This is a genomic window from Kineosporia rhizophila (assembly GCF_021277265.1).
GTDB classification, from domain to species: domain Bacteria; phylum Actinomycetota; class Actinomycetes; order Actinomycetales; family Kineosporiaceae; genus Kineosporia; species Kineosporia rhizophila.
In genome coordinates this window covers 56,048-76,281 of sequence record NZ_JAJSOH010000033.1, presented here as the reverse complement: position 1 = coordinate 76,281, position 20,234 = coordinate 56,048, and the positions used below count along the sequence as shown (strand labels likewise).

Annotated in this window: 20 protein-coding genes; 1 reads left to right on the top strand and 19 read right to left on the bottom strand. The window is 68.5% G+C overall.

Annotated elements, in window-relative coordinates; translation table 11 throughout:
* Positions 1-27: 27 nt before the first annotated feature.
* From LWF15_RS37950 to LWF15_RS31105, 16 genes are all read right to left on the bottom strand, one after another.
* A complete protein-coding gene (locus LWF15_RS37950) occupies positions 28-1,737 on the bottom strand; it encodes a GGDEF domain-containing protein (protein ID WP_232814563.1) in 1,710 nt (569 codons plus the stop codon).
* A gap of 187 nt (positions 1,738-1,924) precedes the next feature.
* Positions 1,925-2,338 (bottom strand): transcription antitermination factor NusB, encoded by a 414-nt coding sequence (nusB, locus tag LWF15_RS31175; RefSeq protein ID WP_232814562.1) that lies wholly within the window; start codon positions 2,336-2,338, stop codon positions 1,925-1,927.
* A 4-nt stretch (positions 2,339-2,342) separates the two neighbouring features.
* Entirely contained in the window at positions 2,343-2,903 is a 561-nt protein-coding gene (gene efp / locus LWF15_RS31170; protein ID WP_232814561.1) for an elongation factor P, read from the bottom strand.
* A gap of 186 nt (positions 2,904-3,089) precedes the next feature.
* Positions 3,090-4,163: a 3-dehydroquinate synthase gene (gene aroB, locus LWF15_RS31165; protein WP_232814560.1), complete on the bottom strand. Its 1,074-nt coding sequence runs from the start codon at positions 4,161-4,163 to the stop codon at positions 3,090-3,092.
* Positions 4,160-4,684: a shikimate kinase gene (locus LWF15_RS31160; protein ID WP_232814559.1), complete on the bottom strand. Its 525-nt coding sequence runs from the start codon at positions 4,682-4,684 to the stop codon at positions 4,160-4,162. The genes aroB and LWF15_RS31160 overlap by 4 nt, the downstream gene beginning before the upstream one ends.
* Positions 4,681-5,907 (bottom strand): chorismate synthase, encoded by a 1,227-nt coding sequence (gene aroC, locus LWF15_RS31155; RefSeq protein WP_232814558.1) that lies wholly within the window; start codon positions 5,905-5,907, stop codon positions 4,681-4,683. Before aroC ends, LWF15_RS31160 begins: the two co-directional genes overlap by 4 nt.
* A gap of 57 nt (positions 5,908-5,964) precedes the next feature.
* On the bottom strand, positions 5,965-6,975 hold the full coding sequence (locus tag LWF15_RS31150; RefSeq protein WP_232814557.1) for a hypothetical protein: 1,011 nt from the start codon (positions 6,973-6,975) through the stop codon (positions 5,965-5,967).
* 71 nt (positions 6,976-7,046) lie between these two features.
* Positions 7,047-7,775 carry a hypothetical protein gene (locus LWF15_RS31145; RefSeq protein ID WP_232814556.1) on the bottom strand — a complete coding sequence of 243 codons (729 nt, stop codon included), beginning with the start codon at positions 7,773-7,775 and terminating at the stop codon, positions 7,047-7,049.
* Positions 7,775-8,824, bottom strand: a complete 1,050-nt coding sequence (pilM, locus tag LWF15_RS31140) for a type IV pilus assembly protein PilM (protein WP_232814555.1) — start codon at positions 8,822-8,824, stop codon at positions 7,775-7,777. The genes LWF15_RS31145 and pilM overlap by 1 nt, the downstream gene beginning before the upstream one ends.
* Positions 8,825-9,010: 186 nt before the next feature.
* Positions 9,011-9,817, bottom strand: coding sequence for a prepilin peptidase (locus tag LWF15_RS31135; protein WP_232814554.1), 807 nt, complete (start codon positions 9,815-9,817; stop codon positions 9,011-9,013).
* A 39-nt stretch (positions 9,818-9,856) separates the two neighbouring features.
* On the bottom strand, positions 9,857-11,476 hold the full coding sequence (locus LWF15_RS31130) for a type IV pilus modification PilV family protein (protein WP_232814553.1): 1,620 nt from the start codon (positions 11,474-11,476) through the stop codon (positions 9,857-9,859).
* Between the two features lie 33 nt (positions 11,477-11,509).
* Positions 11,510-12,220, bottom strand: coding sequence for a PulJ/GspJ family protein (locus LWF15_RS31125; RefSeq protein WP_232814552.1), 711 nt, complete (start codon positions 12,218-12,220; stop codon positions 11,510-11,512).
* Positions 12,217-13,455, bottom strand: coding sequence for a type IV pilus modification PilV family protein (locus tag LWF15_RS31120; protein WP_232814551.1), 1,239 nt, complete (start codon positions 13,453-13,455; stop codon positions 12,217-12,219). The genes LWF15_RS31125 and LWF15_RS31120 overlap by 4 nt, the downstream gene beginning before the upstream one ends.
* Positions 13,456-13,603: 148 nt before the next feature.
* Complete coding sequence (locus tag LWF15_RS31115) at positions 13,604-14,062, bottom strand: type II secretion system protein (RefSeq protein WP_232814550.1); 459 nt, start codon at positions 14,060-14,062, stop codon at positions 13,604-13,606.
* A 139-nt stretch (positions 14,063-14,201) separates the two neighbouring features.
* The gene (locus LWF15_RS31110; RefSeq protein ID WP_232814549.1) at positions 14,202-15,431 is read right to left on the bottom strand and encodes a type II secretion system F family protein; all 1,230 of its coding nucleotides are present in this window, start codon (positions 15,429-15,431) and stop codon (positions 14,202-14,204) included.
* Positions 15,432-15,444: 13 nt separating this feature from the next.
* The gene (locus LWF15_RS31105; RefSeq protein ID WP_269811136.1) at positions 15,445-16,860 is read right to left on the bottom strand and encodes a type IV pilus twitching motility protein PilT; all 1,416 of its coding nucleotides are present in this window, start codon (positions 16,858-16,860) and stop codon (positions 15,445-15,447) included.
* A 6-nt stretch (positions 16,861-16,866) separates the two neighbouring features.
* On the opposite strand from LWF15_RS31105, the gene LWF15_RS31100 reads away from it, so the two are divergent.
* A complete protein-coding gene (locus tag LWF15_RS31100) occupies positions 16,867-17,175 on the top strand; it encodes a hypothetical protein (protein ID WP_232814548.1) in 309 nt (102 codons plus the stop codon).
* Positions 17,176-17,732: 557 nt separating this feature from the next.
* Here the strand turns inward: LWF15_RS31100 and LWF15_RS31095 are convergent.
* Genes LWF15_RS31095 through ruvX form a run of 3 tightly spaced genes read right to left on the bottom strand, consistent with a single transcriptional unit; the run spans position 17,733 to position 20,234 of the window.
* Complete coding sequence (locus tag LWF15_RS31095) at positions 17,733-18,566, bottom strand: shikimate dehydrogenase (RefSeq protein ID WP_232814547.1); 834 nt, start codon at positions 18,564-18,566, stop codon at positions 17,733-17,735.
* A gap of 2 nt (positions 18,567-18,568) precedes the next feature.
* A complete protein-coding gene (mltG, locus tag LWF15_RS31090) occupies positions 18,569-19,711 on the bottom strand; it encodes an endolytic transglycosylase MltG (protein WP_232814546.1) in 1,143 nt (380 codons plus the stop codon).
* Between the two features lie 13 nt (positions 19,712-19,724).
* Positions 19,725-20,234 (bottom strand): Holliday junction resolvase RuvX, encoded by a 510-nt coding sequence (gene ruvX / locus LWF15_RS31085; protein ID WP_269811135.1) that lies wholly within the window; start codon positions 20,232-20,234, stop codon positions 19,725-19,727.

Sequence of the window (20,234 nt, the reverse complement as noted above, 5' to 3'; positions counted from 1 at the left end):
TTCTGAGAGCCCTTCGGAGGGGCTCGGTCAGCCTCGGGCCCCCTGGTCGCACTCGACCCGGTTGCGGCCGCCGCGCTTGGCCCGGTAGAGCTGCGCGTCGGCCCGTTCGACCAGGTCACGCATCTGGTCACCCTTCGTGCGCAGGGTGACGCCGGCACTGATGGTCACGCGCAGTCCCGGCCGGATCGAGGACCAGTCGTGGTCCTGCACACTCAGTCGCACCCGGCGGCACACGTCCAGGGCGGCCGCGCGGTTCAGCCCCGGCAACGCGACCAGGAACTCCTCACCGCCGAGCCGGCCGACCAGGTCGCCCACCCGGCAGGAACGCTGCAGCAGCTCCGCCACCACGACCAGCACCTCGTCGCCGGCTGCGTGCCCCCAGGTGTCGTTGACGTGCTTGAAGTGGTCGATGTCGAGCACCGCCAGGCTCAGCGGCAGGTCGCCGGCCACCGCGGCCTCGAGCATCCGGGGCAGCTCGGCCTCGATGTGGTGCCGGTTCGACAGCCGGGTCAGCGCGTCCACGTTCGCCCGCCGGTCCAGGTCGGCGGCCATCTTCTCGAGCGCCAGGATCTCCGCCTCGAGCTCCCGGCTGCGGGCCCGGTACAGCTGCGACTCGGTGCGGGCGTCGGCCGCGTCCAGCCGGGCGTGGTCCACCTCGACCAGCTGCTCGAGCCGGCGCGCCCGGGTCGCCGAGACGGCCGAGCGCATCTGGCGTTCCGTCGCCACGAACTCCTTGTAGCGCTGCAGCGCGTCCTCGAACCGGCCGGCCGCCTCCAGCGCGCGGGACAGTTCCAGCACGATCTGCAGGCGGATGGTGAGCTCGCCGAGCGCGTCGGCCCGCTCCAGCGCGACGGTCAGCTCCCCGGTCGCCGCCTCGGCGTCGCCGCGGGCCAGCAGCGCACACGCGGCGTGGTACACCGTGGCGACCTCCATGGCCTGGAAGCCGTGCTGGACGGAGATCCGGCGGGCCCGGCCGATCGCGGCCAGCCCGGCCTCGGTCTGCCCGGACAGCGCCAGCAGCATCCCGTGGTTGTCCTGGGCCAGGGCCTGCCGGTAGGGGGTGCCGTGGCTCGGGTCCTCGGCCAGCTCGACCGCCCGGCCGGCGTAGTCCAGCCCCTCGGCCACGATCGTCGCGGCCTGCGCGTCGAGCCCCTCGTCGCGCAACTGGCGGAACAGCCCGATCGAGTTGTCGGCGATGTTGTTGATGATGCAGAACCGGGCGTGGATGTCGAGGCCGGCGGCCAGTTCCAGGGCGCGCATCTGGAACTCCCGGGCCCGCCGGTGGTCCTGCCGACCGCAGTGGACCACGGCGATCCGGTTCAGGACCCAGAACAGCAGAGGACGGTCGTTGAGCCGGGCCGCGACCTCCCGGGCCACGGCCAGACCGTCCAGGGCCTCCTCGGACAGCCCCAGCTCGTTCAGGGCCAGGGCCTGCACGACCAGGATCTCGCCCAGACCGATCTGGTCGTCGAGCTCGCGCAGGACCTGCGCGGCCTGGTCGCAGGCGCGGCTGCAGGCCTCGTTCTCACCGGCCTCGCTGAACTGGCGGGCCAGAAGGACCAGGGCCTTCGCCTCACGCCGACGGTCGCCGAGGGCGCCGGACAGGACGACCGCCTCCCGGGACAGGGCGATGCCCTGCTCGCAGCGGCCCGCCTCGAGGGCCTCCTCGGAGGCGGCCAGCAGAGCGGTCAGCCGGGCGGGCGGACCGCCCGCCGGCGGGGGCTCGCACGAATTCACCGCGACTCCTTCGCCCCGCCCGCACGCCGACACCAGTTGGCGTCGCTGTTGCCACTGTCGGCAGCACGGGCGGTCCGGCGAGGAATCCGGCGTCTCTACGTACCCGGCCGTGAGGCAGGCGTGCTGCGGGACCACCTGGACAGCGTAACCGCCCGTCACCTTCCGTACAGGCTGATTACGGACAGACCTACAAGGAGGCCTTGACCTCCATGAGGCGGGCGAGCAGGCCGTTGACGAAGTTCGGCGAGTCGTCGGTGGAGAGCGTGCGCGCCAGCTCCACCGCCTCGTCGATCGCCACCGCGTCCGGCACGTCGTTGTTGAACAGCAGCTCCCAGGTGCCCAGGCGCAGCACGGCCCGGTCGACCGCGGGCATGCGCTCGACCGTCCAGCCGTGCGAGTAGGTCGAGAGCAGCTCGTCGATCCGCCCGGTCTGCGCCCGGACGCCCTCCACCAGCTCGACCGCGTAGGCCGGGAGCACCCGGTTCGGGTCCTTCTCGGCGTCCCGGCGCTCGGCCAGCAGCGTCAGCGGGTCGACCCCGCGCACGTCGGCCTCGAACAGGATGTCCAGGGCCCGCTTCCGGGCCTTGCTGCGGGCTCCCACGCGATCAGTTCACGCGGCCGAGGTAGTCGCCCGAGCGGGTGTCCACCTTGACCTTGGTGTTGTTCTCGATGAACAGCGGAACCTGGATCTCGTAACCGGTCTCCAGGGTGGCCGGCTTGGTGCCACCGGTGGAGCGGTCGCCCTGCAGGCCCGGCTCGGTGTAGGTGATCTCCAGGACCACGGAGGTGGGCAGCTCGACGTAGAGCGGCGTGCCGTCGTGGGTGGCCACGATCGCCTCGGTGCTCTCCAGCATGAAGTTGGCGGCGTCGCCCACGGTGGTGGCACTCACGTGCAACTGGTCGTAGGTCTCGCTGTCCATGAAGACGAAGTCCTCGCCGTCCTTGTACAGGTACTGCATGTCGCGCTTGTCGACATTGGCGGTCTCGACCTTGGTGCCCGCGTTGAAGGTCTTGTCCACGACCTTGCCGGAGAGCACGTGCTTCAGCTTGGTGCGCACGAAGGCCGGGCCCTTGCCGGGCTTGACGTGCTGGAACTCGACAACCGACCAAAGCTGCTTGTCGAGGTTGAGCACCATGCCGTTCTTGAGTTCGTTGGTCGAAGCCACGTGTGGATCTCTCTCGTCTGCCTGCGGACGCGCGGGAGGCGCGCGAATGGTCTGGGTTTCGGTGAAGTCTAGCCGCTGCGGCAATCAGCTTGGTGCAGCGACGGCGCGCAGGGCCAGCAGGTAGCCCTCCCGGGCGAAGCCGGCGGACCGAGGTCCGCGAAGGCGCCCACCGGCGTCCTCTGGTTCTTATTCGCTGATCAGACGGTAGGCCTCTTCGAGCATGGTCTGGTCCGGCCCTTCCAGACGGCCCGGCTTGGCCAGGTCGTCGAGCACGATGAAGCGCATCAGGTCGCCGCGGTTCTTCTTGTCGCGGCCCATGGCCGAGATCAACGCCGGCCAGCGATCACCGCGGTAGGTACGGGGCAGACCGAGACTGGTGAGTGCCTCGGTGTGACGGGCGACGAGTTCGGGCGGGGTACGGCCGGCCAGTTCACCCAGGCGCGCCACGTACATCATCCCCACCGCGACCGCCTCGCCGTGGCGCCAGGTGTACTGCTCGACCTGCTCCACGCCGTGCGCGAAAGTGTGCCCGTAGTTGAGGAACTCGCGCTCCCCCGACTCCTTCAGGTCGTTGGTCACGACCCGGGCCTTCACCGCGATGGCCCGCTCGACCAGCTCGCGCAACGCGTCCGAGTTCCAGGTGGTGGCCGCGGCCGGATCGGCGGCGACCAGGTCGAGGATGGCCGGGTCGGCGATGAAGCCACACTTGACCACCTCGGCCAGACCGGCCACCAGGTCGGCGTGCGGCAGCGTGCGCAACGCGTCCAGGTCGCAGATCACCGCGCGGGGCGGGTGGAAGGCGCCGACCAGGTTCTTGCCCTCGGCCGTGTTGATTCCGGTCTTACCCCCGACAGCCGCGTCGACCATGCCCAGCAGCGTCGTAGGTACCTGAACCACGCCTACCCCGCGCAGCCAGCTGGCAGCGACGAAGCCCGCCAGGTCGGTGACCGCTCCCCCGCCCAGGCCCACCACCGCGTCGGAGCGGGTGAAACCGGCCTGGCCGAGCAGCGCCCAGCACATGGTCAGGGTCTCCGCCGTCTTCGCGCCCTCGCCGTCGGGCACCTCGATCAGCAGCGGGCGCAGGCCGAGATCGGCGAGCTGCTGATTGACCGTCCGGCCCAGCGCCCGCAGGGTGCGCGGGTGGACGACGGCGACCCGGGAGACCTTCTCACCCAGTGCGGCGGGCAGTTGCGCGAGCACCCCGGAGCCGATGGTGACTTCGTACCGGTCGTCGGTGCCGACCGTGATCGTGGTGCTCATACCTGCTCCCTCGCCGCCTCACCCAGGGCCTCCAGCACGGCCTCGGTCACCTCTTCGGGGCTCAGCCCGTCGGTGGCGACCCGGTGCGTGGCGATCTCGGTGTAGATCGGCCTGCGGTGGTCCATCATGATCGTCCACTGCGCCCGGGGGTTGCCCAACAACAACGGACGATTGGTGTTGAGGCCCACGCGACGCGCCGCATCGGTGATGCGGACGTCGAGGAAGACCACGGTGTGCTCGCGCAGCGCCTCCTGGGTACGCGGGTCGAGCACGGCCCCCCCGCCCAGGGCCAGGACGCCCTCGTGCTCGGCCAGGGCCTTGGCCACCGCCGCGTGCTCCAGTTCGCGGAAGTGCGGCTCGCCGTCCTCCACGAAGATGTCGGCGATGGTCTTGCCGGCCACCGCCTCCACGTCCTGGTCGGTGTCCCGCACAGCCAGGCCCAGACGCTCGGCCAGAGCGTGCGCGATGGTCGTCTTACCGGCCCCGGGCGGGCCGATCAGGACGGCCGCGGGCCGGCTCACGAGATGTCCGAGCGCATCAGCTCGGGGATCGAGTCCAGGTAGGAGCGCACGTTGCGGGCGGTCTCGGGCACGCTGTCGCCGCCGAACTTCTCCACCACGGCCTCGGCCAGCACCAGCGCGACCATCGCCTCGGCGACGACCCCGGCGGCCGGCACCGCGCACACGTCCGAGCGCTGGTGGATCGCCACCGCCTTCTCGCCGCTGGCCACGTCGACCGTGTCCAGGGCACGCGGAACGGTGGAGATGGGCTTCATCGCGGCCCGCACCTTCAGCACGTCACCGGTGCTCATCCCGCCCTCGACGCCACCGGCCCGGTCGGTGCGACGGCGCAGCAGGCCGTCCTCGCTGCGCTCGATCTCGTCGTGCGCCACCGAGCCGCGCCGGGCCGCGGTGCGGAACCCGTCGCCGACCTCGACGCCCTTGATCGCCTGGATGCCCATCAGCGCACCGGCCAGCCGGGAGTCGAGCCGGCGGTCCCAGTGCACGTGGCTGCCCAGGCCCGGCGGCAGGCCGTAGGCCAGCACCTCGACGACGCCGCCGAGGGTGTCACCGGCCTTCTTGCACTCGTCGATCTCGCTGACCATGGCCGCGCTGGTGGGCGCGTGGAAGCTGCGCACCGGGTCGGCGTCGAGCGCCGCCACGTCGTCGGGGCCGGGCAGCGCCGCATCGTCCGGGGTGCCGACCGGGCCGATCGAGACGGTGTGGCTGACCAGGCGGACGCCGGCCACCTGCTCGAGGAAGCTGGCGGCCACCTGACCGAGGGCCACGCGGGCGGCGGTCTCCCGGGCCGAGGCCCGCTCCAGCACCGGGCGGGCGTCGTCGAAGCCGTACTTCTGCATGCCGACCAGGTCGGCGTGACCGGGCCGGGGCCGGGTCAGCGGGGCGCTGCGGCCCTGCCCGTCGAGCGGCTTGTCGTTCGGGTCGTCGGTGATCTCGTCGGCCGGCGGGTCGGCCGCCATGACCGCTTCCCACTTGGGCCACTCGGTGTTGCCGATCTGCACCGCGAACGGCCCGCCCTGGCTGACCCCGTGCCGCAGGCCCCCGGTGACCCGGACCTCGTCCAGCTCGAACTTCATCCGGGCGCCGCGGCCGTGGCCGAGCCGGCGCCGGGCCAGAGCGGCCTGGATCTCGGCGGTGGTGATCTTGACACCGGCCGGCAGCCCCTCGAGGACGCCGATCAGCAGGGGGCCGTGGGACTCGCCCGCAGTGAGCCAACGAAGCATGGGGGTGATCCTGCCATGACAGCGGGTGGGCTCCGGAAACGACCTGGGGCTGGGCGATCAGTTGGTGCCGACGTTCGGGTCGGTCGCGGTGGCGGTCGGGGCGGTGGTTGCTCCGGCGCTCGCGGTGGCGCTGGCTGTGGCTGTGGGCGACGGGGTGACCTCGGTCCAGGTGCCGCTGAGCGAGGCCTGGGCCGCGGCGGCGTCGGCCTTGACGTCCTCGAGGGTGGAGTCCTCGGTGAGGAGGACGAAGACGGTGCCGGTGAGGGAGAGGGTCCAGGGGTAGGTCTCGCTGCCTGTACCCGTCGTGCCGGTGCCCGTGCCATCGGTCGCAGTAGCTGTAGCCGTGGAGGTGGCGTCGGTGGTGGGGACAACCACCGAGGGGTCGGTCGCCGTAGCGGTCGGGACAACGCCCTCCTGCCCCTTGGCGGACGAGGAGGTCGTGGCCGTCGCGGCGGGATCCCCATCGGCGATCTGGGCTCCCACGAGGCCGGCGGTCGAGCTGGTCTCCTCCTCGTTCGCGGTCAAGGTGAACGCGGTGATCATGTACGACCGGGACACCTTGCTCTGCAACGACTTCAGCCAGCTGGACAACTGGTAGTAGTCCCCGCCCAGTTCCAGGTTCATCGGGATGGAGACCAGGTCACCTGGTGCCCCGAGACCAGTTGCATCGGTGGTCGCCGCCCCGGTGTCGGCGGCAGCGGTGGCCAAGGTGACCAGTACGGGGGTGCCGGGCGTGACCGTCGTCAGCCCTACCCCGGCCTCACCGCTGATCGTGTCCAGAGTGCGCAGGTAGGCGGGGATGTCAGCGTCCGGCGGCAGCTCCTTGGCGATCTCCTTCAGCTTCTTCTTCTGCTCGGGCAGGTCGGCCGCCTGACTCTTCAGCTGGGCCAGTTTGATCTCCAGGAGAGAGGCCTGGTCCTGTGAGGCGACAGCCTGGTCGCGCAGGGCCGCGGCATCGTCCCGGCGCGGGGTGATCAGCAGGAACCAGGCGGCGACCAGCAGCACCAGGCAGAGCGCGATGGCGCCGAGCGACCATCGCACGGTCCGGCCGGCTAGAAAGGAGGTCACGGAAGATCCTTCGCTGACGTTCAGTGGGCTCGCGGCGGACGCCGGTGCCCAGGTCGATGAGGACGAGGCGGCTACTTCTTCTCCTGCTCCGGCTTCTGGTACCGGCCGGAGAGGGACTGCGCTCCCACCACACCGGTGGAGGCGAACTCGATCGAGGGGTCCGAAGACGTAGTAGTCGTGTCCCCGGAAGCGGCGGCCTCGGCTGCGCTCTTCAGTTCGGCCGACTGCAGGCCACGGACCTTTTCGAAGGCCGTCATCCAGTCCGCCACCTGTGTGTAGTTGTCGGCATCACCATCGATGGCCAAGGTGGCCACCGCGGCCGGGGTCAGCGGATCGACCGCGGGGACGGCCGCGCCGGTAGCGGACAACGTCATCTGGACCGACTTGAACTCCAGGCCGGACGGTCGCGCCCGGTCGAGCTGGTTGACGTACCGCGACCAGGGCACATCGCCCACATAGACCTGCTTGCGGGCGGCAGTGGCCGCCTCGACCTGCGCGTAGATCTTGGGGACTTCGGCGTACTCAGTCTGTTGCTGCTGAAGATCAGCCACCCGGGCCTGCGCCGTATCGGCCTCAGCCTGCGCGTCGTCCACGCCGCTCTGCGCCCACACCGTCCCCGCCCCGATCGCCCCCACAACCACGACGACCAGACCGGCAAGCACCAACTGAGTACGTCGGAACGCCCGGTTCTCGACGATCTCGACCGGCAGCAGGTTGACCTTCGGAATCGGCGCCCAGCTGACCGGTTTCGGCCCGGTGTCGGCCTCCGGCTGCACCTTGGTGGTGGACTCCTCGCTCATCAGATCGCCCCCAGCGCGAGCCCGACGGGCACCGCCGCGAGCGGCTTGATGAACTCGATCTGGTCGGCGTCCAGCCCGGTGCGCCCGATCTTGAGCGGCCAGAGCGGGTCACCGAGCACCACCGGCAGCCGGGTGCTGGCGGCCAGCCGCTCGGCCAGCCCTTCGAGCCGGGAACCACCACCGGAGATGACGATCCTCTCGACCCGGGCCCCCACCGAGGAGACCGCGTAGTAGTCGAGAGAACCGCGGATCTCGTCGACGAAGTCCTGGGCGGTGGTGGCGACCGTCCGCGAGACCATCGCCAACTGGTCGCCGGTGGCGATCCGGGTGAAGTTCTGCTTGAGCCCCTCGGCCCGGTCCAGCGGCACCCCGAGCTGCTCGGACACGGCGTCGGTCACGTCCTGTCCGCCCATCAGCAGGATCCGGACGAAGCGCGGCACGCCGGCCGAGTGCACGACGATGTTGGTGACCCGGGCGCCGACGTCGATCAGGGCCTCGGTCCCGACGGTCAGGTCGGTCTGCCGGCCCATCGCCCGCAACACCGCGAACGAGGTGAGATCCACGCTCTCGACCCGCAACCCGGCCTTCTCGGCGCACTGCACGTTGAGCAGCACGGCGTCCCGCTGGGCGGCGACGAGCAGACCGCGCAGCTGCCGGTTGCCCTCGTCGTTGGTGATCTCCTCGAGCGGGTAGAAGTCCAGTACCGACTCCTCGACCGAGATCGGCAGGAAGTCGGCCACGTGGAAACCCAGGCTCTTGCGCAGTTCTCCCTGCTCCATCCAGGGCAGGTCGAGCTGACGCACGATGACGCGCTGGTTGGCGACGCCCAGAACCACCTTCTTGCCGCCGAACCGGGTCGCCGACCAGAGCTCCTTGATCGCCGCGGTGACCGCCTCGGGGTCGACGACCTCACCGTCACGCACCGCTCCGTCGGGCAGGACGACCTGACCGAAGCGGTCCAGCGTGACGCCGTCGCGACCGAACGACAGCTCGACGGCGCGGACGACGGAGGTGCCGATGTCCAGTCCGATGGCCGTTCGTCGTGCCATGCCTGCAGTCCCTTCCCGTGGGGAGCGTGTGGTTCCGACGCGTCCCTTGCATCGATCGCCCAAAAGCGTGATCGGGAGGGCTTGCACAGGTCTTGAGTGTCAGCGGCGGGTAACCGGCGTTGTCACTTTCGGGTGTCAACCAAACAAGGGACGCCCGAACGCTGCGGTCCGGTCTCGGGGCCTCGATCAGCGCAGACCGGACAGCCCCAGGTACCAGTCCACCAGACGGGCTCCCCAGATCAGCCCAGTCCATGCGCCGACCAGCATGAAGGGACCGAACGGGATCATGCTCTTCCGGGTTGCGCCCCGGAAGACGATCGCCCCGATGCCGACCACGGCCCCCAGCACGAACGCCGCGAAGCCGCCGACGACGGCCTCTTCCCAGCCGTACCAGCCCAGGTAGAGGCCCAGCACTCCGCCGAGTTTCACGTCTCCGAAGCCCATTCCGCTCGGATAGACGAACATCAGGACGAAATAGAAGACGTACATGGCGACACACCCGACGACGGCGCCGACCAGAGCACCGGGCCGGCCTTCACCGAGAGCGGCCAGCACCAGCAGGGCCGCCGCGACCGGGTAGGACGGCAGGACAATGGCGTTCGGCAACCGGTGCACGTCGTAGTCGATGACAGCCAGCGCGATCCCGATCGCCGCCAGGTAGAGCAGTCCCGGCACCTCCCACGACCAGCCCTTCCAGACCACCACCGCAGCGAACGCGACTGCGGTCAGCAGTTCGATCACCGGGTAACGCAGGCTGATCCGCTCGCCGCAGCAACGCGAACGTCCGCGCAGCAGCAGCCACGAGAGCACCGGGATGTTGTCGAACCCGCTGATGGGCCGGCCGCAGGTCGGGCAGGCGCTGCGCGGGGTGACCACCGAGCGCCCCTCAGGCACCCGGATGATCACCACGTTCAGGAACGAGCCGATGATCAGGCCGAACCCGGCCACCACGGCGGCCAGCAGTGGGACAGGCAGCAGATCGTTCTCGTTCACGCACAGACAGTATCGTTCCGCCCACCGCCCCGGCGTCGGTCAGCCGTCCGTGACCTGCAGGATCTGGAACGGGGCGTTGGCCGCGTTCAGGAAGTACGGGGGCTGCGTGTATTTGAGACGAGTGTCGTAGACATAGTTCTTCACGAAACCGCTAGCAATGTTCGCACCGCTTCCCGTGCCGACCGGGCCGCGGAACTTCTGGGCAATCGCACCGTAGACGTTGAGCGTGCCCAACGGACTGCCGCTGGCCCAGTTCTGCACGACGAAGCTGTGGCGCAGGGCCAGAATGGCGGCCTGGATCGTGTTCACCGGGGAGGTCGTGTAAAGATTGTTGGACGTGTTGGCCCGCAAGGGGTGGTAGACCCAGACACAGTTGCCGGCGATCAGCCCGATCACGTTGGTACCGCCGTTGGCGTCAGGCTGCAGGTCGCCCACCACCACGACGTCGTCAGAGGCTGCAACCGTGACCTGGGTGGCCGCCGTTCCGGAGACGAACACCGTTCCCCGGGTGCAGGCGTAGTTCGTGCTGCTGTTCCAGGCTGCGGCAGTGGTCGAGCCCACGGTGTAGCGCTCGTTGGCCGCCGGGTAGCCGACCGTCCCGATCGTGCAGCTCGCAGTCGAGGAGTCGACGTAGATCACCGGTGGAACGGTGACGGTCTGCTCGACCCCCGGCCGAGTGACGTCGTAGCACCGTGAGGGAATGTCCGAGTCGGTGGTCGAAGGGCTGAGCACCTTCATCGTGGTGCCCTGCAGGACCACACGGGTGGCCCCCTTGTAGTAGCAGCCCGGCCCGACGTCGCCGTCCCCGTCCACGTCAGGCTGAACGCTCTTGAGCAGTTCGTTGTTGCTGGCGGGAAGCGAGACAGTGGCGGCCCATCTCGGCGGGTTGGGCGACAACGGAGCAGCCTGGGTCCCCCACCAGGTCTTGGTTCCCTTGGCCGCCCCCTGGGTCGCGGGCCAGGACGTCTCGGTCTTCGTCTCCGTGAAGTTCACCTGACCATTGATCTGCAGCGCATCGTTGGAGTGCAGCGGCCCGTTGACCGTGTCATTGCCACCCCACTGAATCTCCGAGCATCCGCTGCGCGGGCGAGCCAGGCTGTCACTGGTGGCGTAGTAGTACCGCCCACAGTTGCTCGACTGACCGGTCAGGTCCGGGTCCACCACCTCGTAGTCGGTCAGGTAGACGTAGTTCAGCACGCCGGCCCGTTTGAGTTCCGCTGTGACAGTGCGGGTCACCGTCCCAGCGCTGGCGAACCGGCCACTGGATCCGGTGACCCGGATCCGGATGATGCCCTTGGCCGTGGTCTCCTCGGACGTGCTCAGCACCGAGTACGTGTACCGGGCCGCCGTCGAGGCCGCCCCACCCGTCCCCTGAATCGGTTGCCCGGTACTGGTGAACGCCGCGTTGTCGGGATCGACGCTGCCGCGTTTCCAGTAGTTGTCGTCAGCGTTCAGCCGGGCGATGTACTCGTCCACCCCGGCCTGGGCGGCCTGCTCGGCCGTCTTCGCATCCTGCCCACGCCGGGCTGGAGCCATCCCGTTCAGCGTGTAGGCCAGCGCGGTGAGCAGGAACAGACTCAGCACCGCGATGGTCACGATCACCGCCACCAGGGCGAACCCCTGGTCCCGTACCCGCTCGGCTCTGGCCCCCCGACCCACCGGATGTTGCCTGCCCACTTCTTTCCGCCCTTCTCAGCCGGATTCGGCGCTGTTGCTGTCGTCGGCGATCAGATTGGTCAGGGTGACCCGGTCGACCAGCGGCACCGGCGACACCGTCGGGCTGGCTGCGCTCTTCATGCTGAGGCTGATGCCGACGCTACGGACGAGGTTGCGGTCGTTGAGGGACAGACCGGAACCGATGGTCATCTCTGTTGTCGTGGCCGACGTCAGGTAGTAGGTGAAGACGGGTGCGGTGACCGTGCGCGCCAGGCAGATGGTCCGTGTGCCGGCCGGGTTCCAGGTCAGAGACCCGTCTGCCCCGGTGGTGGCCGGCGTCGACGACTGATTGACGCAACTGCCGTCGTGCCAGTAGCGCACCAAGGTCGGGTTGGGCGCCGTCGCTGCCGGCGTACCGGTGCGATTGAGCAACGAGTAAAAGCTGACCTGATTCATGGTCGCCGACACGATGGCGGCGTCCACGCCGACCGGGCGGACTGCCACCCGCAGCGAGCGCGTCATCGCCTCCATCGTGATCCGGGCGTCCGCAGTGGCCGCCGTTTTCACGTTGATGGTGGTGACTCCTCGGATGGTGCCGAGGAAGACCACACCGATCGCGACCATGAGGACGGACGCGACCCCCATGGTCACCATCAGCTCGACCAGCGTCAGACCGTCGTCATCGGACCTGCGTCGCCGGGAACTGCGCAAGAAGAAGGCGTTCCGTTGCCGGCCGCCGTAACTCACTGCGCCACCGTCAGGGTCACTGTCGCGACCCGGCTGGAACTGTTGAGCGTCACGGTCTGTGAGGCGGTACCCACACCGAGATTGAGCAGGTTGAAGGAAGTGCTGACCAGCCAGCTCCCGTAGGGCAGCAACACCGTGGTGGTGCCCGACACCGTGTTGACCGAGTAGGACTCCGACGTGCCGCAACTGCTGCCGCTGGCCAGCGTGAAGGTCACTGCGCGGTCATTGGCCGCCTTCTTGTTGTTCCTCTCCACGTTCACCGTCACGGCCCCCATGGGCAGGGTGACCGAACTGTTGTTGGCCGAGGCCCGGCGGATGTCGACCAGAGCCTGCGAGACGTCGGTCCCGGTACAGGAGCCCGCCTTGACGACATAGCTTTCCGGGAACAGGTTCCGGATCTGCCCGGGGACACCGGTCAGACAAGCGGAGGCGCTCGAGCTCGAGCAGGTGGCGCTGACCGTCGTCTCGCTCAGGTAGGTGTTCCCGATCCGGATGGGCAGCCCCGTCGGCACCACATAGGTGCTCACCGGAGCTGACAAGGCGAAATTCAGGGTGCGCGCCGAGTCGTAGAGCAGGGTGGCCCGGGTGACGACACCGGTGGCCACGCTCAGGGTCTGGGTTCTTGCCGTTGTCGTGTTCGCTGTTCCGACGTAACCGGTCTGGTTCAGTGACACGGAGTACGACCCGTCCGTGAGGCCTGCGAAGACCACGCAGCCGTCGTCCCCGGTCACCTGACTCTGGGTCGTACCGGTCAGGGTGGCCGTGACCCCGGACACCGGCAGCCCGGTGGCGCCGGTGATCAGTACTGCCAGGGTCGCCTTCGTACCGTCGGTAGGCCCGATCCCGACGGCCCGCAGCACATCACCCGTGACCGGTTGCACCGTGCCCATGTCCGGCCAGGTGACCGCCACCCGGACCAGCTTGTAGGCCAGCGCGGAACCGCTGCTCTGACAGACGTTCCCGGTCGCGTTCGAGGTCAGGTAGCTGGCGTTCTGGGTGATCGTGTAGGTGATGTCGCCGACCTGCCTGGTGGTGACCTCCCGGCCGTTGGTGATCTGCTGTGCGGTCTGTCCCCGGGCCGCCTCCAGCTTCTCGTTCACCAGGCTGGCAGCGGCCGTGCGGCGGATGTTGTCGCCGGCCACGCGGGAGGAGTTGATGAAGATGCCGAGTACGGCGGTCACACCGATGGAGAAGATGGCCATGGCGATGACCACCTCGAGCAGGGAAATGCCCACTTCCGGCTCGCGCGTCCGTGCACCTGGTCCCAACGAGGCGAACCTTTCTCCTTCTCGAAACACCTACGGCAAGCCTTGGGAGAGTCCACGGCAGAAGGCCAGCCGGATACGAACCGGCTGGCCTTCGCACGTCAATCCCGTAGCGCGATCAGCAGGCGGCAGTACCGAGCGCAGCTGACTGAAGGCCGTTCTGGGCGGAGTAGCTCCAGGTCTTGCTGCCACCGTCGTTGCTCAGTGAGACACACCAGCTACTGCTGGTCCAGGTGCTGTTGACCAGCGTGTAAGTGGTGCTCGACTTCGTGGAGTCGCCGTTGAAGTAAACGCCTGAGCTGACCTTGCCTGCATCGTTGCCACCGACGACGTACCGGCCGGAAGCGATGACCACAGTCGGCGGGGTAGTCGAGTCGACGTAGTAGGAGGCGATTTCCTTACCGAGCGAGGACACGTCCGACTTGGTCGCACTGTCCTGAGCCTTCTTCCGCTGGCTGAGGAACACCGGCACGGCGATGGCAGCCAGAATACCGATGATGATCATCACGACCAGAAGTTCGATCAGGGTGAAGCCCTGGTCCTTCTCCTTCATCGACTTGCGGATACGAGCGAGCATCGAGTGCTCCTTCTGAGATCTGACGGTGCGGCTTGCTGAGTGCGCCGCCCGGCCTGGGCAAGCTGGCGCTACTCGATGACACGTGTGATATCGGCTGTCCTGAACAGAAGTTGAGGAAGCTGCGACCGGAATCTCTGGGCTACTCGATCAGCTCGAACACCGAGAAGATGGGCATGTAGAGGGCCACGATCATGGCGCCGATCACCGATCCCAGCACGGCAATCATCAGCGGCTCGATGATGCTGGTCAGCGCTTCCGTGGTGGCCTCGACCTCTTGGTCGTAAAAGTCTGCAATCTTGTGCAGCATGTTGTCCATGGCGCCGGTGTCCTCACCGACCGACAGCATCTGCACCACCATCGGCGGGAACACCTTGTGCTCAGACAGGGGACCCGCGAGGGTCTTTCCTTGCCGCACGCTTTCTTCCACGGCCTTGGCAGCGTCGCGCAGCACCACATTGCCGGCCGCCTCACCGACGATCTCCAGGCTGCGCAGAATCGGCACACCCGCAGTCAGCATCGTGCCCAGATTGCGGGAGAAACGGCTGATCGCAACCTTTCGGAACAAGTCCCCGAAGATGGGCACCTTCAGTTTCATCGGGTCGACGACGCCTCGAACAGCTTCCGTGTTTCTATATTTTCCCCAAAGCACGCCACCCGGAATAGCCAGAACAATCGCCACCGGGGCAATGATCTTCATGGCGCTCGACAGGAAGACCAGGGCCTTGGTGGGGGCCGGTAGTTCACCGCCCAGCGTGGCGAACATGTTGCTGAACACCGGCACGATGAACAGCAGCATGCCGACCACCGCGATGATGGCCATGATGAATACCACTACGGGGTAGGTCATCGCAGATTTGATCTTGGCGCGGAGCTTGACCTCCGCCTCCATGTTCTCGGCGATCTGGAGCAGCACCTTGTCCAGGAAGCCGCCGACCTCGCCGGCCCGGCACATGTTGATCATCAGGGGCGGGAAGACCTTGGTGTGCTTGGCCATCGCCGTGGACAGGGCGCCGCCGCCCTCGACGTCGTGGCGCACTTCGTTGAGAACCTTTGCCAGGGGCGCGCTCTCGGTCTGCTCGGCGAGGATGCTCAGCGACTTCAGCAGCGACAGGCCGGAGTCGATCATCGTGGCGAACTGGCGGCTCATGATCGCCAGGTCCTTCAGGTCGACCTTGTTGCTGCCGGGGAGCTTGATCTCCATGCTCAGGCCGGTGTTGGCCTGCTTCACGTCCAGAGGCGCGAAGCCCTGCTGCCGCAGGCGCTGGATCAGCACTTCCTCGCTGGGGGCCTCGAGCTTGCCCTTGACGAGTTTGCCCTTCTTGTCGCGGTAGGAGTACTCGTAGGTCTTGGCCGCGGTCGCGGTGGCCATCGTTCCGCTCCCCTCAGGCCCGGCCGGTCAGGCGCTTGAAGTCGTCTGCGTGGTGGGCCTTCTCGAGGGCCTGGTCGAACTGCACCTTGTTCTGCTTCACCAGGTCGGCCAGGCACTGGTCCATGGTCTGCATGCCGGCCTGGGCCCCGGCCTGCATGGAGGAGTAGATCTGGTGGGTCTTGCCCTCGCGGATCAGGTTGCGGATGGCGCCGGTGGCGAAGAGGACCTCGGTGGCGGCGACGCGGCCCTTGCCGTCGGCGGAGCGGACCAGGGCCTGGCAGACCACGCCCTGCAGGGCGCCGGCCAGCTGGACGCGTACCTGTTGCTGCTGTTCGGGCGGGAAGACGTCGATGATCCGGTCGACGGTCTGGGCGGCGTCCTGGGTGTGCAGGGTGCCGAACACCAGGTGGCCGGTCTCGGCGGCGGTGAGGGCGACCGAGATGGTCTCCAGGTCACGCAGCTCACCGACCAGGATGATGTCCGGGTCCTGGCGCAGCACGCTCTTCAGGGCGGCCCCGAACGAGTGCGTGTCCTCCCCCACCTCACGCTGGTTGACCAGACAGTTCTTGTTCGGGTGGAGGAACTCGATGGGGTCCTCGACGGTCATGATGTGGTCGTGCCGGGTGCGGTTGGCCAGGTCGATCAGGGCGGCCAGGGTGGTCGACTTGCCGGAGCCGGTGGGGCCGGTGACCAGGACCATGCCGCGGGGCAGGGCGGCCAGCGCCGAGACCTTGGGGTTGATCCCGAGCTGCTCCAAAGTCTTGATCTCGTAGGGGATCACCCGCATGACGGCGCCCATCGACTCGCGCTGCCGGTAGACGTTCACCCGGAAGCGGGACGCGCCGGGCACGGCGTAGGCGAAGTCGAGTTCCAGGTTCTCCTCGAAGCGTTCACGCTGCTTCTGGGTGAGGATCGCGTAGATCGTCGACATGATCGTGTTGGGGTTCAGCGGCGGGTGGTTCGGGATCGGGGCCAGGTGGCCGCGGATCCGGACCAGCGGGGGCGCACCGTTGGACAGGTGGAGGTCGGAACCGCCCTGCTGGACCAGGAACTGGAGCACCTTGTGCAGGTCGAAGCCCATTTCTTCGGCGCCGCGGGACGGTTTGGGCGGCTGCCCGGCGGGGGCGGCGTGGCGGCCGGGCTGCACCGGCGGGGGCTGCTGCGAGGGCGGAATGAGCCCGGGCTGTGCCTGGGGCGGCTGGGGTTGTTGCTGGGCGGGCGGCATCACCGTGGGGGGCATGACGGTGGGAGGCATGACGGTCTGGGGGGCCCCGGCGGGCTGCAGGCCGGGAGTCTGCTGCGGGGGAACCTGCTGCCGGACGGGGGTCTGATACTGACCGGGAGGCTGGAGTCCGGGCTGACCGGAAGGCTGTTGCGCCGCAGCCAATCGCGGCTGCCCCTGCTGCTGGGCCGCTTGGGGCTGGGTCATTTGCGCTTGTCCCTGCTGGGGTTGGGGCATCTGCGGCTGGGCCAGTTGGGGTTGACCTTGTTGCGGCTGCACCTGCTGGACGTGCACCTGCTGCGCCTGGACCTGCTGCACGAGACCGTGCTGCGTCTGAACCTGGGCCTGCGTCTGAACCTGGGCCTGCACCCCAGGTGTTTGCGCTTGGGCCTGTACGTAGGTCTGCTGCGTCTGGCTCCCCTGCGCCTGAACCTGGACAGGAGTCTGCTGCGGGGGGCGCTGCTGCCCAGGCGCCTGCATCTGCTGCCCATACCCCGGCTGACTCTGGGTCTGCTGCGGTGAGGGGGACATGAGACCGGGCTGAACCGGGGGCTGCTGAGCAAACGGCTGCGCCTGCACCGGGGGCGCCAGGCCGGGCTGCACCGGAGCGCCGGGCTGCTGGGCCGCCGCAGCGCCACCCACCAGGCCAGGCTGAACGTGCCCCTGCTGTTGAGCCCCCGGCTGGGCGGCATAGTGTCCCGCCGGCACGGGCGGAGTGACCGGCCCCACGCCTGGTTGAGCCGCGGCGGGATGCGCCTGCGGCGGGGGTACCAGACCCGGGGTGGCGCCGCCCTGCCCTGGCTGAGCAGCGGCCGGATAGGTCGGGGTAACCGCGGGATGCAGCCGGGGCTGCGGCGCGAGCGGGGCAGCTGCCTGCCCGGGAGGCTGAGTGGGCGGCTCACCAGCGGGCTGCGGGCCTTCCCCGGCGGGTCGTTCGGCGCTGCTTTCCACCGCATCCTCCTTGGCACCGTGCCGGGGCGGTCCGCGGTCACGGCCGGTGGCGCGCGTACGAGCCACCGGTCCGTAGGCCTTTCGGCCAAGGGGAGGACGTGCTTGAGCCGGGGATCTACCCGGACGGCTCAGCGGGAGGCCAGAACCTTCTCGCCCGCGACCCGCATCTCATCGACCGGGGCCTGCAGCCCGGTCATCAGCCGCACCTGTTCCGCGGCCTGGTGCAGGAGCATCTCGAAACCACCTACGGAAGCCGCGCCCGCGGACGTCCACAATTGGGCTGCTCTGGTCGGCCACGGATGGTACGAGACATCGAGCATCGGCCCGTCAGGCCGACCGGAGACGTGCAGCCCTTTCGCCCACTCCCCCGCCGCCGGCCCGGGCAGAGTGACTACCACTGCCTGAGCCGACATGACGACAGCGTGCTCGTCGAGCGTGCCCACACGCGCCTGAACGCTGAGCTTTTCGGCTACCTCCAACGGCTGGCCCGCCCGTTCAGCAGATCGCGCCAACACCGTCACATTGCGGCACCCCAGCTCGGCCAGCGCCGCCACTGCGGAAGAGGCCGTGGCCCCCGCGCCGACGATGCACGCCGATTCCAGAGGTGCCGACACACCGACTGAACGCAGGGCCTGAACCAGGCCGTACACGTCCGTGTTGGTGCCTACAGTCCGCCGATCTGCTGTCCAGGTAACCGTGTTCACCGCCCCCACAGCCTCGGCCAGGGGGGTCACCTCGGACAGCAGGGGCATCACCACCCGCTTGAGGGGCATGGTCAGTGACAGCCCTGACCACTGCGGTCCGAGCTCACTGAACCAGGCACCGAACGCGTCCTCGTCCAGTTCGAACGCGCCATAGTGCCAGTCGCGCAGCCCCAGTGCCTCGTAGGCAGCGCAGTGCAGTGCTGGGGAGAGCGAGTGTGCGATCGGGCTCCCCAGCACCGCTGCGCGATGCTCAGGCAAGGTCAATTACCCGGGTTCTCCCGCAGCCAGGCCTGGAACTCCTTCACGTAGACCTGGTGCTGCGCGAAGTCGTTGGCGAACTTGGTCTCCCCGGTGCTCGGGTTCGTGGTGACGAAGTACATCCACTTGCCCGGCGTCGGGTTGAGCGCCGCCTTGAGCGCGGCCTCCCCCGGGTTGCTGATCGGGCCGGCCGGCAGCCCCTTGTGGTAGTACGTGTTGTACGGGCTCGGGTTGCTGCGGTCGGCGTCGCTGGTGGTCACGTTGAACTTGCCGGTGGCGTAGCTGACCGTGGAGTCGAACTGCAGGGCCGTATTGGACTTGATCCGGTTCTCGATCACCCGGGCCACCTTGCCCATGTACTTCTCGGTGCCGGCCTCGGCCTCGAGCAGACTGGCCTCGATCACCACCCGGCGCAGCTCCTTGTCCGGGATCCCGAGCTCGTCGTAGGTCTGCTGCCCACGCTTCACCATGTCCCTGAGTGCGGACTCGGCGGTGACGTCCGGCCCGAAGTCGTAGGTGGCCGGGTAGAGGAAGCCCTCGAGGTTGCCCTTGGCCGCCTTGGGCAGGCCGATGTCGCCCGACTTGGCCGCCTTCCGAAGATCGGGTTCCTTCAGGTCGAGCTTCTTGGCGATGACACTGAGGGCGTCGGCGAGCCGGGTGCCTTCCGGGATGGTGACCCTGCGTACGATCTGGTTCTCGGGATCGACCAGGATGTCCAGCGCACCGGCGGCCGACATCTGCTTCTTCATCGCGTAGGTGCCGGGCTGGATGCTGGTGGAACGCTTGTCCTCGGCAATGACGTCGATGAAGGCGGCCGGCGTCTTGGTGACACCGGCGTCGGCCAGGGCCTGGGCGATGGTGCGGCCCGAGGCGCCGTCCGGGATGACCACCTCGACCTTGCCGGTGCCCGGACCCGCGTAGTCCTTCGGAGCGGTCAGCCGCTCGACAATGGGGGCGATGGCCAGGTAGGCGCCGTAGACCCCGGCGCCGGCGATCAGCAGGGACACCAGCACGACGGTGGTGGTACGACGCCGGCGCTGCTTGCGACGTTTACGCTGCTGGCGGCCGGCCCGACGGCGCCGCCCGGGCTGCTCTCCCGGGAAACCCCCGGGGAGCACGTCATGCAGCGACGAAAGATCGCTCACGCCGCAGCCTCGCTCACGTCAGTGCCTCTCCATGGCCAGGACCCGGACCATCCGGATCCGATTCCGGGACGACCGGTGATCCGGGCGGGCGGCCGGACGAGCGTTCGCTGTCCAGGGCCGACTGCAGGATCACCACCGCTGCCGCCTGATCGACGACGGGACGGCGTTTGCGTCCTTTCACACCAGCCTCGCGAAGCCGCTGGTGAGCGGTCACGGTACTGAGCCGCTCGTCGACGAGGCGCACGGGTACGGGCGCCACCCGACGGGCGACTTCGACAGAGTACGCGCGAGCGAGCCCCGCCGCTGCCCCCTCGGCACCGGAAAGTGATCGCGGAAGCCCGACGATTACCTCACAGACCGCAAGTTCGGTGACTAAGAGTGCGATTCGCTCATAATGCGAATCGTCGCCCTCTGTCCGCTGCACGGTCTCCAGCGGTGTGGCCAGGAGCCCGGCCGCGTCCGAGCGGGAAAGACCCACCCGGACGCTGCCGACGTCCACCCCGAGGCGGACACCCTGACGCAT